We start from the raw sequence: 15615 nt of genomic DNA on the forward strand, positions 1-15615 counted from the left end.
TGGTCAACGTGGCCGATGGTGCCGACGTTTACGTGCGGTTTGTTACGCTCAAATTTTTCTTTAGACACGACGTAGTCCTTCTAGGTTAAACCCGCCTACCGTCGTAGGCGGGGAATCATAAATTACTTGGATTTGCGCTCTTCGATAACTGCCTGAGCCACGTTGTTCGGGGCATCGGAGTACTTAGCGAATTCCATAGCGTAGGAAGCACGACCTTGGGTTGCGGAACGCAGGGCGGTCGCATAACCGAACATCTCGGCCAGCGGCACCAGGGCGCGTACGATCTTGCCGGACGGGCCGTCTTCCATACCTTCGATCAGGCCACGACGACGGTTCAAGTCACCGATAACGTCGCCCATGTAATCTTCCGGAGTTTCGACTTCGACCTTCATGATCGGCTCGAGCAGGACCGGGCTTGCCTTCATGTAACCAGCCTTGAAGGCCAGGGAAGCTGCGATCTTGAACGCCAATTCGGAGGAGTCGACATCGTGGTAAGAACCGTAGTGCAGACGCACGCCCAGATCCATTACCGGATAACCTGCCAGCGGGCCGGATTTCAGCTGCTCACGGATACCCTTGTCAACGCCCGGGATGTATTCACCAGGAATCACGCCGCCCTTGATGTCGTTAACGAACTCATAGGCTTTGCCGGCTTCCAGCGGGTACATGTCGATGATGACGTGACCGTACTGACCACGACCACCAGACTGCTTGGCGTGCTTACCTTCGATATCCTTGACGGTTTCACGAATGGTTTCACGGTAGGCAACCTGCGGCTTACCTACGTTCGCTTCAACCTTGAACTCGCGACGCATACGGTCAACGATGATGTCCAGGTGCAGCTCACCCATACCGGCGATGATGGTTTGGCCAGATTCTTCGTCAGTCCATACGCGGAAAGATGGATCTTCCTGCGCCAGACGGCCGAGTGCCAGACCCATCTTCTCTTGGTCAGCCTTGGTTTTCGGCTCAACTGCGATGGAGATTACCGGTTCCGGGAATTCCATACGCTCGAGGATGATCGGCGCTTTTTCGTCACACAGGGTGTCACCAGTGGTCACGTCTTTCAGACCGATGGCAGCAGCGATATCGCCTGCGCGAACTTCTTTGATCTCTTCACGCTTGTTGGCGTGCATCTGAACGATACGGCCAAAACGCTCGCGCTTCTCTTTAACGGAGTTCAGCACGGAGTCACCGGAGTTAACCACACCGGAGTAGACGCGGAAGAAGGTCAGGTTGCCTACGAACGGGTCGGTAGCGATCTTGAATGCCAGAGCAGCGAACGGCTCTTCATCGGAAGCATGACGTTCGTCTTTGGTGACGCCATCCAGCTTCAGACCGTCGATGGCGGCTACGTCGGTCGGCGCCGGCAGATAGTCAACCACGGCATCCAGCATGGCCTGTACGCCCTTGTTCTTGAACGCGGAGCCACAGGTAACCAGGATGATTTCGTTGTTCAGAACGCGCAGACGAAGAGCTTTCTTGATCTCTTCCTCGGTCAGTTCTTCACCACCCAGGTATTTTTCCATCAGGTCTTCAGACGCTTCGGCAGCGGCTTCAACCAGGGTCATGCGCATTTCTTGCGCTTGTTCCAGCAGCTCGGCCGGGACGTCTTCGTAATCGAAGGATACGCCCTGGTCAGCTTCGCTCCAGTTGATGGCTTTCATCTTGACCAGATCGATAACGCCCTTGAAGTTCTCTTCTGAACCGATGTTCAGTTGCAGCGGAACCGGGTTACCTTTCAGGCGGGTCTTGATGTGCTCAACGCAGCGCAGATAGTTGGCGCCAGTACGGTCCATCTTGTTGACGAACGCGATACGGGGAACCTTGTACTTGTTAGCCTGACGCCATACGGTCTCAGACTGTGGCTGTACGCCACCTACGGCACAGTACACCATCACGGCACCGTCCAGAACACGCATTGAACGCTCTACTTCGATAGTAAAGTCAACGTGGCCCGGGGTATCGATGATGTTGATACGGTGCGGTTGGAACTGTTTGCCCATACCGGACCAGAATGCGGTGGTCGCGGCGGAGGTGATAGTGATACCACGCTCTTGTTCCTGTTCCATCCAGTCCATGGTGGCAGCGCCATCGTGAACTTCACCGATCTTGTGACTTACACCGGTATAAAACAGAACGCGCTCGGTAGTGGTAGTCTTACCGGCGTCGATGTGAGCAGAGATACCGATGTTACGATAACGCTCAATGGGGGTTGTACGAGCCATTGTCATCCTCTTACTAGGAGCGTGCCCCTAGATAACTGAAGGTGCGCAGAGCCAAAAGACCCTGCGCAAGCGGATTACCAGCGGAAGTGAGCGAAGGCCTTGTTCGCTTCAGCCATACGGTGAACGTCTTCACGTTTCTTGACAGACGAACCCTTATTGTCAGCGGCATCCAGCAGCTCGCCAGCCAAACGCTGAGCCATTGATTTTTCACCACGTTTACGAGCGGCATCAACCAACCAGCGCATTGCCAGGGCATTGCGACGGACCGGGCGAACTTCTACCGGTACCTGATAAGTTGCACCACCGACACGACGAGATTTAACCTCGACGGACGGACGGATGTTGTCCAGAGCGACTTCGAACAGGGCCAGGTGCTCTTTGCCAGATTTGGTGGCAATGATGTCCAGGGCGCCATAAACGATGGCTTCTGCAACAGATTTCTTACCGTCAACCATTACTACGTTGACAAATTTAGCCAGCAGCTCTGATCCGAACTTAGGATCCGGCAGGATTTTACGCTGACCAACAACACGACGTCTTGGCATTTCAAATTCTCCGTAACTTCAGGGATTACCCAAAACTAGAAAGTTATCTAACTAGAAACGAATTAACGTTTGGCCTTACTTAACGGAGAACCATTAAGCTTTAGGACGCTTCACGCCATACTTGGAGCGAGCCTGCTTACGGTCTTTAACACCGGCACAGTCCAACGCACCACGAACGGTGTGATAACGAACACCTGGCAAATCCTTGACACGACCGCCACGGATCAGAACAACGGAGTGCTCCTGCAGGTTGTGACCTTCACCGCCGATGTAGGAGGTGACTTCGAAGCCGTTGGTCAGACGTACACGGCACACTTTACGCAGTGCAGAGTTAGGCTTCTTCGGGGTGGTGGTATATACACGAGTGCATACGCCACGCTTCTGAGGGCACGCTTCCAGCGCCGGCACGTTGCTTTTTACAACGAGCTTGATGCGTGGCTTGCGAACCAACTGGTTAATAGTTGCCATCAAAAGGCTCCTGATAATGACTTCATAAACGTGTGAAAAATCCTCCCCGCAGATACGGGGACGCGAAATTTTATGCCCTGTTGTCTGGGGAGTCAAGATTTATACAATTCGTACGGCCAAAGGGCAAATGACATCCTGACAAGAGTGTGGTAACCATCTGAGCTACCGAATAAAAATAGAAACTAGCCAGCCCAGGTCTGCGGCGATCCCTGCTCGGCGATCAACGCGATCAGGCCAGCCATATCGAGTTCCATCCCGATCCGGCCCTGCAATCCCCGCGCCTTCAGGTCTTCTTCCATCACATAGAGCGGGATCCCGACCAAACGTGCGCACCATTGCGGGGCCGTTGCCGCCACCACGGCGTCCTGCATCAGCACCAGCACATCCTCGGTATCCCGATAACGCAGCGCCTGCTCCAGATCCTGGCTCAGGAAGGGGGAGTTCAATACCAGCTGTATCATGGGGACCTCAGAAGCTAATGTGGGTTGTGCAACCGTTCCACTGATGGCGGATCTCGGCAGGTGACAAAACCGTCACGGAGATCAGCAGATCCGAGGCGGTCAGGCCCCGTTCTGTCAGCGACGCCGCACAGACATAGGCCTCTTCGATATCGTACAGTTCCAACATCTTGAAGGTCGGCGCGTAGTGGCGCTGCAATATCCCCTGCGGTGACTGCTCCCTGACCAGTTGCAACACCCCGTCCCCGACCAGGAACAGGGCCAGAGATTCAGTCAATGCCGAGGTCGCCAGCAAGGCATCCAGTCCCTCCCGACCATTCGCCGTGCCGTGGGGACCCCGTCGACAGATAAAGGCAATCTTGCTCATCGCGCCTCCCTAGAACTGGACGAAGCGATCGGCGGTCAGGCTGGCCTCGGCCAGCTGTCCCAATCCACTCAGGCGAAACGGGGCCTGCAGGTTGAACTGGGTCTTGCCAACCCCTTTCGCCTCGGTTTCATCGAGCACACCGCGCCGCATGGCGGCCGCGACACAGACATCGATGGCAATGCCTTGCGCCAGCGCCAGCTCGCGCCACAGCGTCACCAGGTCGGTCTCATCGGAGGCAGGGGCATGCAAGCTGCTGCCGTTATGAACCCCATCCTGATAGAAGAACAGGTGAGACAGGCGATGACCCTGCTCGATGAGGCTCAGGGCAAAACGATAAGCGGTGCTGGCCGTCTGGGTACCATAGGCGGGCCCGGTCACCAGCAGGGCAAAACTCAGGCTCATATCCGGGATCCTGTGCAGGTTTTCATCCATTCTACCCCAAAGACGAAAAAGCCCCTCCAGAGAGGGGCTCTTCCTGTCACCCTGGATCAGACGTAGGCGATGGCTTCGACTTCGACCAATACATCCTTGGGCAGGCGTGCCACTTCCACGCAGGAGCGTGCCGGCGCGGCTTCACCGAAGTAGCGGGCATACACCTGATTGAAGGCCACGAAATCGTTCATGTCGCTCAGGAAGCAGGTGGTCTTGAGGACCTTGCCGGTATCGGCACCGGCCGCTTTCAATACTGCAACCAGGTTCTTCATCACCTGCTCGGCCTGCGCTTCGATGCCACCGGCGACGATATCCATGGTGGCGGGATCGAGCGGGATCTGCCCGGAGGTAAAGACCAGCTCGCCCAGCTTGGTGGCCTGTACATAAGGGCCAATCGCGGCGGGAGCCTTGTCGGTTGCAATCACTTCTTTAGCCATTCTTATCTATCCCCTTCTATGGCGCTTATTCGCTCTCTTCTTCACCCTGCTTGCGCTGTCGGATATAGAGATACACGGTATGTTTGGAAATGTTCAGCTTGTCGGCGACCAGGTTGATCGAATCCTTGATATCAAATATGCCCTTCTCGAACAGCTGGGTCACGATAAAACGGTTCTTGGCGTTGTTCGCCACGGACGGATCGCGATTGATCTCGTCGATAGTGTTGTCCACCGTCTGGGCGACCAACTCCTCCACGCTATTGGCGAAGGTCTCCGGCGATTGACGCTCCACTTGCTGTGGCGTCGGGAAGAACTCGGCCACGAACTCGTGGAAGGGCGCATTGATGTGCAGGTTGATGCAGATAAGGCCGATCACCTGCTTGTCGCCATTGCGGATGGCGATGGTGCTCGACTTCATCAGGGCACCGGTCCGGCTGCGGGCGAAGTAACTCTGGGTGTAATCCTGGCCCGTACTCTCGATGTCTTTCAGCATCCGCAGGGCCAGATCGGTGATCGGCGCCCCAAGGGTTCGACCCGTGTTGAAGCCGTTCGCTATCTTGATCACCGACTCGTGCAAATTCTCCAGGGAGTGCAGCACCACTTCGCAGTGCTTGCCGAACAGTTCGGCCAGGCCCTCGATGAGGCCCTCGTAAGAGCGTAACAACTCCCTGTCTTCGTCTGTAAAAGCGCGACCGCTCAGCTGCTCTTCGGGAAGCAGCACCTCCTCGATACCGACCGCCATGTTCTACCCCTGTAATAACCATTCAACTTTCCCGAGTTTTCAATTGCGGGGGATCAATGTCAACTTTTTTTGATTTTTTGCTCGATAAGCTTGCACTGGATCATCCCCTGCCCCAGCCCGGTGCAGGGCTTGCGCTCGGTCCCAGACAAAAAAAGGGCCCCATCAAGGGGCCCTTTCTCATCGCTACAGCGGAAGATTACTCTTCGTCAAAACTGCCGGCTGCGTTGAGCAGATCCGCCAGGTTTTGCTGAGCCTCATCGGCAGTCACCTGCGGCACACCGACAGCACGAGCTGCGGCGGCACGCTGGTTGATCCGGGTGTGGTGGTAGGCAAAGCCGGTACCAGCCGGGATCAGACGACCCACGATCACGTTCTCTTTCAGGCCACGCAGTTCATCACGCTTGCCGCCAACGGCCGCTTCGGTCAGAACCCGGGTGGTTTCCTGGAAGGAAGCCGCGGAGATGAAGGACTCGGTGCTCAGAGATGCCTTGGTAATACCCATCAGGATGTGACGGTAGGTGGCCGGGGTCTTACCCTCGGCAACCAGCTTACGGTTGGCAATCTTCACACGGGCCACTTCAACCTGCTCGCCTTCGATCAGGTCGGTGTCGCCAGCGCTCAGGATCTCGCACTTACGCAGCATCTGACGAACGATGACTTCGATGTGCTTGTCGTTGATCTTAACGCCTTGCAGACGGTAAACGTCTTGCACTTCGTTGGCGATGTAGTTGGCGACCGGGCTGATACCGCGCAGACGCAGGATGTCGTGAGCAGACTCAGGACCGTCCGCCAGCACTTCACCCTTCTCAACTTTTTCACCTTCGAACACGTTGAGGTGACGCCACTTCGGAATCATCTCTTCGTAGATGTCGCCACCGTCGGTCGGGGTGATGACCAGACGGCGCTTGCCCTTGGTCTCTTTCCCGAAGGAGATGGTACCGGAGATCTCGGCCAGGATAGCCGGTTCCTTCGGTTGACGTGCTTCGAACAGATCCGCAACGCGCGGCAGACCACCGGTGATGTCCTTGGTACCGCTGGATTCTTGCGGGATACGCGCAACCGCGTCACCCACACCCACGTTGGCACCATCTTCCAGGTTCACGATCGCCTTGCCCGGCAGGAAGTACTGGGCGGCTACATCGGTACCCGGGATCATGACATCCTTGCCGTTCAGGTCGACCAGTTTCACGGTCGGACGCATCTCTTTACCGGCACTCGGACGCTCGTTGACATCCAGCACGACGATAGAGGAGAGACCGGTCAGCTCGTCGGTCTGACGAGTGATGGTCACACCTTCGATCATGTGTTCGAAGTCCAGACGACCTGCTACTTCGGTGATGATCGGGTGGGTGTGCGGATCCCAGTTGGCGACGGTGTCACCGGTGCTCACGGCCTGGCCATCCTTCACTTCCAACACGGAACCGTAAGGCAGCTTGTGGCTTTCCTTGGTACGGCCCATCTCGTCCATGATGGTCAGTTCGGTAGAACGGGAGGTGATAACCAGCTTGTCGGCACTGTTGGTAACGAACTTGGCGTTCTGCAGCTTGATGCTACCGGTGTTCTTGACCTGGATGCTGCTCTCGGCAGCAGCTCGGGATGCGGCACCACCGATGTGGAAGGTACGCATCGTCAGCTGGGTACCCGGCTCACCGATGGACTGGGCGGCGATAACACCGACAGCCTCACCCTTGTTCACCAGGTGACCACGGGCCAGATCACGGCCGTAGCAGTGAGCACAGTTACCGAAGTCGGTCTCACAGGTGATGGCAGAACGTACCTTCACCCGGTCGACGGAGTTGCGCTCCAGCAGGTCACACAGATACTCGTCGAGCAGAGTGTTACGCGCTACCAGCACTTCTTCTTCAGTACCCGGCTTGATCACGTCTTCGGCGACCACACGACCCAGCACGCGCTCACGCAGCGGCTCGACCACGTCACCACCCTCGATCAGCGGAGTCATCCACAGACCTTCGGTAGTTCCGCAATCGTCCTCGGTGATCACCATGTCCTGTGCCACGTCAACCAGACGACGGGTCAGGTAACCGGAGTTCGCGGTCTTCAGTGCGGTATCCGCCAGACCTTTACGCGCACCGTGAGTGGAGATGAAGTACTGCAATACGTTCAGACCTTCACGGAAGTTCGCCACGATCGGCGTTTCGATGATGGAGCCATCCGGCTTGGCCATCAGGCCACGCATACCGGCCAGCTGACGGATCTGGGCGGCGGAACCCCGTGCACCAGAGTCGGCCATCATGAAGATGCTGTTGAACGAAGCTTGCTCTTCTTCTTCACCCAGGGAGTTGACGTTACGCTCCTTGGACAAGTTATCCATCATGGCCTTAGAGACGCGATCGTTCGCGCTGGCCCAGATATCGATAACCTTGTTATAGCGTTCGCCCGCGGTTACCAGACCGGACAGGAACTGGTCCTGGATCTCGGCAACTTCGGCTTCGGCAGCGGCAACGATGTCTTTCTTGGCATCCGGGATGACCATGTCATCGATACCAACGGAAGCACCGGACAAGGCCGCATAATGGAAACCGGTATACATCAGCTGGTCAGCGAAGATGACGGTGTCCTTCAGGCCCTGCTTGCGATAGCAGGTGTTCAGCAGACGAGAGATGAGCTTCTTGCCCAGCGCCTTGTTGGAGACGCACTTGATCCAGTTCTGCGGATTGGCAGCCAGATCAGCCTCTTCGGCAGCGGTCAGCACCTTGGGCTCGTCGATCAGCGCGTATTCCATGCCTTTCGGCAGGATCAGGCTCAGGATCGCACGACCAACGGTGGTGTTCTTCATCTCGGTGTGCGCGACCAGGGAATCATCTGCCTGACGCAGGTATTCGGTGATACGCACTTTCACGCGAGCATGCAGATCGGCCAGACCGGCGCGATACACCTTCTCGGCTTCTTTCGGGCCGGCCAGCACCATACCTTCGCCCTTGGCGTTGATACGGGCACGGGTCATGTAGTACAGACCCAAGACCACGTCCTGGGAAGGAACGATGATCGGCTCACCGGAAGCAGGCGACAGGATGTTGTTGGTAGACATCATCAGGGCGCGCGCTTCGAGCTGGGCTTCCAGGGTCAGCGGTACGTGGACCGCCATCTGGTCACCATCGAAGTCGGCGTTATAGGCGGCACAGACCAGCGGGTGCAGCTGGATGGCTTTACCTTCGATCAGGGTCGGTTCAAACGCTTGGATACCCAGACGGTGCAGGGTCGGTGCACGGTTCAGCAGCACCGGGTGTTCGCGGATCACTTCGTCCAGGATGTCCCAAACGACGGCTTCTTCGCGCTCCACCATCTTCTTGGCGGCCTTGATAGTGGTCGCCAGACCGCGGGATTCCAGCTTGCCATAGATGAAGGGCTTGAACAGCTCCAGCGCCATCTTCTTCGGCAGACCGCACTGATGCAGACGCAGGGTCGGGCCTACTGTGATAACGGAACGACCGGAGTAGTCGACACGTTTACCCAGCAAGTTCTGACGGAAACGACCTTGCTTACCCTTGATCATATCGGCCAAGGATTTCAGCGGACGCTTGTTGGAACCGGTGATGGCACGACCACGACGGCCGTTATCCAGCAGGGCATCCACGGACTCTTGCAGCATGCGCTTTTCGTTGCGCACGATGATGTCCGGGGCAGCCAGGTCCAGCAGGCGCTTCAAACGGTTGTTACGGTTGATCACGCGACGATACAGATCGTTCAGATCGGAAGTCGCGAAACGGCCGCCGTCCAGCGGTACCAGCGGACGCAGGTCCGGCGGCAGCACAGGCAGCACTGTCATGATCATCCACTCCGGCTTGTTGCCGGACTGTAGGAAGGCTTCCATCAGCTTCAGACGCTTGGTGGTCTTCTTGCGCTTGGTCTCGGAGTTGGTCTGTTCCAGCTCCTCGCGCATGGTCTTGACTTCACCTTCCAGATCGATGGCGCGCAGCAATGCCAGGATTGCTTCGGCACCCATCTTGGCGTCGAATTCGTCACCCCACTCTTCCAGTGCGTCCAGATAGTTCTCTTCGGACAGCATCTGGCTGCGCTCGAGGTTGGTCATGCCGGGTTCGATAACCACATAGGATTCGAAATACAGCACGCGCTCGATGTCACGCAGGGTCATGTCCAGCAGCAGACCGATACGGGACGGCAGGGACTTCAGGAACCAGATGTGGGCAGTCGGGCTGGCCAGCTCGATGTGGCCCATGCGCTCGCGACGGACCTTGGTCTGGGTCACTTCTACGCCGCACTTCTCGCAGATCACACCACGGTGTTTCAGGCGCTTGTACTTGCCGCACAGACACTCGTAGTCCTTCACCGGTCCGAAGATACGGGCGCAGAACAGACCATCACGTTCCGGCTTGAAAGTCCGGTAGTTGATGGTCTCAGGCTTTTTGACTTCACCGAATGACCAGGAGCGGATCATGTCAGGAGAGGCCAGACCGATCTTAATACTGTCAAACTCTTCGGTCTTAGTCTGAGCCTTCAAAAACTTGAGTAAGTCTTTCACGTGTTTCCCCTGTCAGGAGTCTAACCTCGGCGCCCCTTTCGGGGCGCCCACGTCAATTCTCGAACAATAAGAGCGAGCTCTTACTCTTCGTCCAGCTCGATGTTGATACCCAGAGAGCGTATTTCCTTCAACAGTACGTTGAAGGATTCGGGCATGCCCGGCTCCATACGGTGGTCGCCATCCACGATGTTTTTGTACATCTTGGTACGGCCATTCACATCGTCAGACTTGACGGTCAGCATTTCCTGCAGGGTATATGCCGCACCGTAAGCCTCCAGGGCCCACACTTCCATCTCACCGAACCGCTGGCCACCAAACTGTGCCTTACCACCCAGCGGCTGCTGGGTAACCAGGCTGTAGGAGCCGGTAGAACGCGCATGCATCTTGTCGTCTACCAAGTGGTTCAGCTTCAGCATGTACATGTAACCCACGGTGACCTTACGCTCGAAGGCGTTACCGGTACGACCGTCGAACAGGGAGATCTGACCGGATTCCGGCAGATCGGCCAGCTTCAGCAAGGCCTTGATTTCGCGCTCTTTGGCACCATCAAAGACAGGTGTAGCAACCGGCAGACCCTTACGCAGGTTACCCACCAGGGTACGCACGTCGTCGTCAGACAGTTCGGCAATGTTCACTTGCTGGGTGTCTTTCTCGCCCAGGTCATAGACCTGTTGCAGGAATTCGCGCATCTCGTGCAGCGCACGCTGCTCTTTGATCATGCGGTCGATCTTCTCGCCGATGCCCTTGGCCGCGAGGCCCAGATGCACTTCGAGGATCTGACCGATGTTCATACGGGATGGTACGCCCAACGGGTTCAGTACGATGTCGACCGGACGGCCGAACTCGTCATGGGGCATATCCTCGACCGGACAGATCTTGGAGATAACACCCTTGTTACCGTGACGGCCCGCCATCTTGTCACCCGGTTGGATGCGACGCTTGACTGCCAGGTAAACCTTGACGATTTTCAGTACGCCCGGCGCCAGATCATCACCCTGGATAATCTTGCGACGTTTGTTCTCGAACTTCTTGTCGAAGTCGGCTTTCAGCTCGATGTGCTGTTCAGCGATCTGTTCCAGTTCGATCTGCTTGGCTTCATCTTCGATGGCCAATTCAAACCACTTGGTACGATCCAGCTTGTTCAGACGATCTTCGCTGTAACCGGCGGCCAGCAGCAGGTTGCGGGAGCGGCCAAAGATGCCGTCTTCCAGGATCTTGAACTCTTCGGTCAAGTCCTTCTTCGCTTCCTTCAGCTGCATCTCTTCGATTTCTTTGGCACGCTTGTCTTTTTCCACACCATCGCGGGTAAAGACTTGCACGTCAACCACGGTACCGTACACACCGTTCGGCACACGCAGGGAGGAGTCCTTCACATCGGAGGCCTTCTCACCGAAGATGGCGCGCAGCAGCTTCTCTTCCGGGGTCAGCTGGGTTTCACCCTTGGGTGTTACCTTGCCGACCAGGATGTCGCCGCCCTTCACTTCGGCACCCACGTAGACGATACCGGACTCGTCCAGCTTGGACAGAGCGGCTTCACCCACGTTCGGGATGTCGGCAGTGATCTCTTCCGGACCCAGCTTGGTGTCACGGGAGATACAGGCCAGTTCCTGGATGTGGATGGTGGTCAGGCGATCTTCCTGTACCACGCGCTCGTTCACCAAGATCGAATCTTCGAAGTTGTAACCGTTCCACGGCATGAACGCGACGCGCAGGTTTTGGCCCAGCGCCAGTTCGCCCAGATCGGTAGACGGGCCGTCAGCCAGCACGTCGCCCGCCATGACCGGCTCACCCAACATCACGCAAGGACGCTGGTTGATACAGGTGTTCTGGTTGGAACGGGTGTACTTGGTCAGGCTGTAGATGTCGATGCCGGCTTCGCCTGGCAGCAGCTCATCTTCATTGACCTTGATAACGATACGGGAGGCATCGACATAGTCGATCATGCCGCCACGCTTGGCCACTACGGTTACCCCGGAGTCAACGGCCACGGCGCGTTCCATACCGGTACCTACCAGCGGCTTGTCGGCACGCAGGGTCGGTACGGCTTGACGTTGCATGTTCGAACCCATCAGGGCTCGGTTAGCATCATCGTGTTCCAGGAACGGGATCAGAGCGGCAGCCACAGAAACGATCTGTTGCGGGCTCACGTCCATGTACTGGATCTGGTCGGCATTCATAAAGGTGGATTCACCCTTATGACGGCACGGGATCAACTCATCTTTCAGACGGCCATCTTCGGAGGTCGCGGCGTTAGCCTGTGCGATCACGTACTTGCCTTCTTCGATTGCAGACAGGTAATCCACTTCATCGGTGATCACACCGTCGATGACCTTGCGGTACGGGGTCTCGAGGAAACCGTACTCGTTGGTGCGGGAATACACGGACAGCGAGTTGATCAGACCGATGTTCGGACCTTCAGGCGTTTCGATAGGGCACAGACGACCGTAGTGAGTCGGGTGTACATCTCGAACTTCAAAGCCAGCACGCTCACGGGTCAGACCGCCCGGGCCCAGCGCGGAAATACGACGCTTGTGGGTCACTTCGGACAGCGGGTTGTTCTGGTCCATGAACTGGGACAGCTGGCTGGAACCGAAGAACTCTTTAACCGCGGCGGAGATCGGCTTGGCGTTGATCAGATCCTGCGGCATCAGGGTGTCCAGGTCGCCCAGGGAGAGACGCTCCTTGACCGCACGCTCGACACGCACCAGACCGACACGGAACTGGTTCTCGGCCATTTCACCGACAGAACGAATACGACGGTTACCCAGGTGGTCGATATCATCCACCTCGTCATTGCCGTTACGGATGTCGATCAGGCGCTTCATGACTTCGACGATGTCGTCTTTGGTCAGCACGCCTACGCCGGTCTCGTCTTCACGACCCAGACGGCGGTTGAACTTCATCCGACCTACGGTAGACAGGTCATAACGCTCGGAAGAGAAGAACAGGTTCTCGAACAGCTGCTCGGCCGCTTCGCGGGTGGGCGGCTCGCCCGGACGCATCATGCGGTAGATCTCGACCAGGGCTTCCAGACGGCTGGAGCTGGAGTCGATGCGCAGGGTCTCGGACATATAAGCACCGTGGTCCAGTTCATTGGTGAACAGAACCTCGAAGTGCTTGAAGCCGGCTTGGGACAGGTTGGCAACCGCTTCCAGGCTCAAGGCCTGGTTGGCAGTCACGACCATCTCGCCAGTCTGCGGATGTGCGTAGTTCTTGGCTGCAACTTTGCCAACAACGTACTCCACCGGCACCTCGATCTGGGTGATGGCGTCTTTTTCCAACTGACGGATGTGGCGCGCGGTCACACGACGACCGGTCTCGACCACCACGGTGCCATTGGCAATGATGTCGAAGGTCGCGGTTTCGCCACGCAGGCGCTCGGGCACCAGGTCCATCATCAACTTGCCATCTTTAACCTCGAAACCGATGGTCTCGAAGAAGGTGGCCAGAATCTGTTCGGAACTGAAGTCCAGGGCGCGCAGAATAATGGACGCTGGCAATTTACGACGACGGTCGATACGGACAAACAGGTTGTCTTTCGCATCGAACTCGAAGTCCAGCCAGGAGCCACGGTAAGGGATAACGCGGGCGTTATACAGTACCTTACCGGATGAATGTGTTTTGCCTTTATCATGGTCGAAGAAGACGCCCGGGCTGCGGTGCAGCTGGGAGACGATGACCCGCTCGGTACCATTGATAACAAAGGTGCCGTTTTCGGTCATGAGCGGAATTTCGCCCATGTAAACTTCTTGTTCCTTGATGTCTTTGACGGTGCCGGCAGCTGCTTCACGGTCGTACAGAACCATACGAAGCTTGACACGCAGCGGCGCGGAGTAGGTCACTCCACGGATCTGGCATTCTTTTACGTCAAATACCGGCTCACCCAGGCGATAGCTGACATACTGAAGCTCAGCACTACCGGAGTAACTGGTGATCGGGAAAACGCTACGGAAAGCGGCCTCTAGGCCATATTCACCTTCCGGGTCAGCCTCGATGAACTGCTTGAAGGAGTCCAGCTGAATGGACAACAGATAAGGCGTGTCCAGTACCTGGTCTCGCTTACCGAAGTCCTTACGAATGCGTTTTTTTTCGGTATAAGAGTAAACCATAGGGTTCCTCAGCTCGCTGATAAGTGACCCACTCTGTCCCGCAGGACAGCTCTGTCTCAACACCGTTTTGTGTTGGCCCGGACGATGAGGCGGTCCGGATTGCTGGTGCACCGAGAGTCGTAAACGGCGTGAAATGCTCTCAGTCTACAGCGCAAAAAGGCTGGTGAACAAATATTCACCAGCCCTAGCCTGTTTTATCAGGCTAATCTACATAAATGCAGATTATTTGATCTCAACAGAAGCACCAGCTTCTTCAAGCTGCTTCTTCAGAGTTTCAGCTTCGTCCTTGGAGACGGCTTCTTTCAGGTTGGTCGGTGCAGCTTCAACCAGATCCTTGGCTTCTTTCAGGCCCAGACCGGTGGCAGCACGAACGGCCTTGATGACGGCAACTTTGTTGGCGCCAGCAGCAGTCAGAACTACGTCGAACTCGGTCTTCTCTTCTACTGCTTCAGCGGCCGGACCGGCAGCTACAGCAACAGCAGCGGAAACACCGAACTTCTCTTCCATTGCTTCGATCAGCTCAACAACTTCCATTACGGACATGGAAGCAACGGCTTCGATGATTTGGTCTTTAGTGATAGACATGACAAAAATTCCTGATGTTGAATAAACTCAAACAGCCTAAATAGGCGAGAATCAAGCAGCAGCTTGTTTCTGGTCGCGAACAGCAGCGATAGTACGAACCAGCTTGCCAGCAGAGGCTTCCTTCATGGTAGCCATCAACTTCGAAATCGCTTCGTCGTAGGTCGGCAGCGTGGCCAGACGATCAATTTGTGCTGCGGCGATAAACTCACCGTTAAAAGCGCCAGCCTTGATTTCGAACTTTTGGTTCGCTTTGGCAAACTCTTTGAACAGACGAGCGGCAGCGCCCGGGTGTTCGTTAGAGAAAGCAATCAAGGTAGGACCAGACAATACGTCGTTCAGGCAACCGAATTCGGTACCTTCAACTGCGCGACGCAGCAGGGTGTTACGCACAACGCGCATGTACACACCGGCTTCGCGAGCAGATTTACGCAGGCTGGTCATCTTTTCTACAGTCACACCGCGAGAATCGGCTACAACTGCAGAAAGAGCGCCTTTGGCAGCTTCGTTGACTTCAGCAACAATTGCCTTTTTGTCTTCGAGTCCCAATGCCATTGGCTTAACTCCTGGATTGAATCCGGGTCTATAGACCCAGTACTGACACATCCCCCCTACCTTCACAACAGAGGGGAACGATGCGGTAGCAGGATTCCAGAAGAGAAAGAAAACTTTCTCGCTGGGTTTCCGGCACCGTCTACGCAGGTAAGATTAAGGCCTCGCAGCCACCTGCGGTCTTGGACGGAGGT

The 15615-nt window shown here is 56.4% G+C and carries 12 protein-coding genes; all 12 read right to left on the reverse strand.

What is annotated here, in order from left to right; translation table 11 throughout:
* Positions 1–122 precede the first annotated feature (122 nt).
* Positions 123–2228 carry an elongation factor G gene (gene fusA / locus BN1124_RS18700; RefSeq protein WP_042644429.1) on the reverse strand — a complete coding sequence of 702 codons (2106 nt, stop codon included), beginning with the start codon at positions 2226–2228 and terminating at the stop codon, positions 123–125.
* A gap of 74 nt (positions 2229–2302) precedes the next feature.
* Positions 2303–2773, reverse strand: a complete 471-nt coding sequence (gene rpsG, locus BN1124_RS18705; RefSeq protein WP_033129801.1) for a 30S ribosomal protein S7 — start codon at positions 2771–2773, stop codon at positions 2303–2305.
* 93 nt (positions 2774–2866) lie between these two features.
* Entirely contained in the window at positions 2867–3241 is a 375-nt protein-coding gene (gene rpsL / locus BN1124_RS21040; RefSeq protein ID WP_005306278.1) for a 30S ribosomal protein S12, read from the reverse strand.
* 182 nt (positions 3242–3423) lie between these two features.
* Complete coding sequence (gene tusB / locus BN1124_RS18715) at positions 3424–3702, reverse strand: sulfurtransferase complex subunit TusB (protein WP_042644433.1); 279 nt, start codon at positions 3700–3702, stop codon at positions 3424–3426.
* Positions 3703–3709: 7 nt separating this feature from the next.
* On the reverse strand, positions 3710–4066 hold the full coding sequence (gene tusC / locus BN1124_RS18720) for a sulfurtransferase complex subunit TusC (RefSeq protein ID WP_042644435.1): 357 nt from the start codon (positions 4064–4066) through the stop codon (positions 3710–3712).
* A gap of 9 nt (positions 4067–4075) precedes the next feature.
* The gene (gene tusD, locus BN1124_RS18725) at positions 4076–4468 is read right to left on the reverse strand and encodes a sulfurtransferase complex subunit TusD (protein ID WP_042644437.1); all 393 of its coding nucleotides are present in this window, start codon (positions 4466–4468) and stop codon (positions 4076–4078) included.
* Between the two features lie 86 nt (positions 4469–4554).
* Positions 4555–4935: a RidA family protein gene (locus tag BN1124_RS18730; protein WP_042644438.1), complete on the reverse strand. Its 381-nt coding sequence runs from the start codon at positions 4933–4935 to the stop codon at positions 4555–4557.
* Positions 4936–4960: 25 nt separating this feature from the next.
* The gene (locus BN1124_RS18735; protein ID WP_033129797.1) at positions 4961–5677 is read right to left on the reverse strand and encodes a helix-turn-helix transcriptional regulator; all 717 of its coding nucleotides are present in this window, start codon (positions 5675–5677) and stop codon (positions 4961–4963) included.
* Between the two features lie 196 nt (positions 5678–5873).
* Positions 5874–10178 (reverse strand): DNA-directed RNA polymerase subunit beta', encoded by a 4305-nt coding sequence (gene rpoC / locus BN1124_RS18740; RefSeq protein ID WP_042644440.1) that lies wholly within the window; start codon positions 10176–10178, stop codon positions 5874–5876.
* A gap of 80 nt (positions 10179–10258) precedes the next feature.
* A complete protein-coding gene (rpoB, locus tag BN1124_RS18745) occupies positions 10259–14287 on the reverse strand; it encodes a DNA-directed RNA polymerase subunit beta (protein ID WP_042644442.1) in 4029 nt (1342 codons plus the stop codon).
* Positions 14288–14509: 222 nt separating this feature from the next.
* Positions 14510–14872, reverse strand: coding sequence for a 50S ribosomal protein L7/L12 (gene rplL / locus BN1124_RS18750; protein ID WP_033130100.1), 363 nt, complete (start codon positions 14870–14872; stop codon positions 14510–14512).
* 51 nt (positions 14873–14923) lie between these two features.
* On the reverse strand, positions 14924–15424 hold the full coding sequence (gene rplJ / locus BN1124_RS18755; RefSeq protein ID WP_033130101.1) for a 50S ribosomal protein L10: 501 nt from the start codon (positions 15422–15424) through the stop codon (positions 14924–14926).
* Between the last annotated feature and the right edge of the window lie 191 nt (positions 15425–15615).

It is taken from the genome of Aeromonas eucrenophila (assembly GCF_000819865.1).
Taxonomy (GTDB): domain Bacteria; phylum Pseudomonadota; class Gammaproteobacteria; order Enterobacterales; family Aeromonadaceae; genus Aeromonas; species Aeromonas eucrenophila.

Excerpts from the sequence above, each read along its gene's own strand:
- fusA (WP_042644429.1), bottom strand. The coding sequence starts at position 2,228 with ATGGCTCGTACAACCCCCATTGAGCGTTATCGTAACATCGGTATCTCT.
- rplJ (WP_033130101.1), bottom strand. The coding sequence starts at position 15,424 with ATGGCATTGGGACTCGAAGACAAAAAGGCAATTGTTGCTGAAGTCAAC.
- BN1124_RS18730 (WP_042644438.1), bottom strand. The coding sequence starts at position 4,935 with ATGGCTAAAGAAGTGATTGCAACCGACAAGGCTCCCGCCGCGATTGGC.
- rpsL (WP_005306278.1), bottom strand. The coding sequence starts at position 3,241 with ATGGCAACTATTAACCAGTTGGTTCGCAAGCCACGCATCAAGCTCGTT.
- rpoB (WP_042644442.1), bottom strand. The coding sequence starts at position 14,287 with ATGGTTTACTCTTATACCGAAAAAAAACGCATTCGTAAGGACTTCGGT.
- tusC (WP_042644435.1), bottom strand. The coding sequence starts at position 4,066 with ATGAGCAAGATTGCCTTTATCTGTCGACGGGGTCCCCACGGCACGGCG.
- rplL (WP_033130100.1), bottom strand. The coding sequence starts at position 14,872 with ATGTCTATCACTAAAGACCAAATCATCGAAGCCGTTGCTTCCATGTCC.
- rpsG (WP_033129801.1), bottom strand. The coding sequence starts at position 2,773 with ATGCCAAGACGTCGTGTTGTTGGTCAGCGTAAAATCCTGCCGGATCCT.
- tusD (WP_042644437.1), bottom strand. The coding sequence starts at position 4,468 with ATGAGCCTGAGTTTTGCCCTGCTGGTGACCGGGCCCGCCTATGGTACC.
- tusB (WP_042644433.1), bottom strand. The coding sequence starts at position 3,702 with ATGATACAGCTGGTATTGAACTCCCCCTTCCTGAGCCAGGATCTGGAG.
- BN1124_RS18735 (WP_033129797.1), bottom strand. The coding sequence starts at position 5,677 with ATGGCGGTCGGTATCGAGGAGGTGCTGCTTCCCGAAGAGCAGCTGAGC.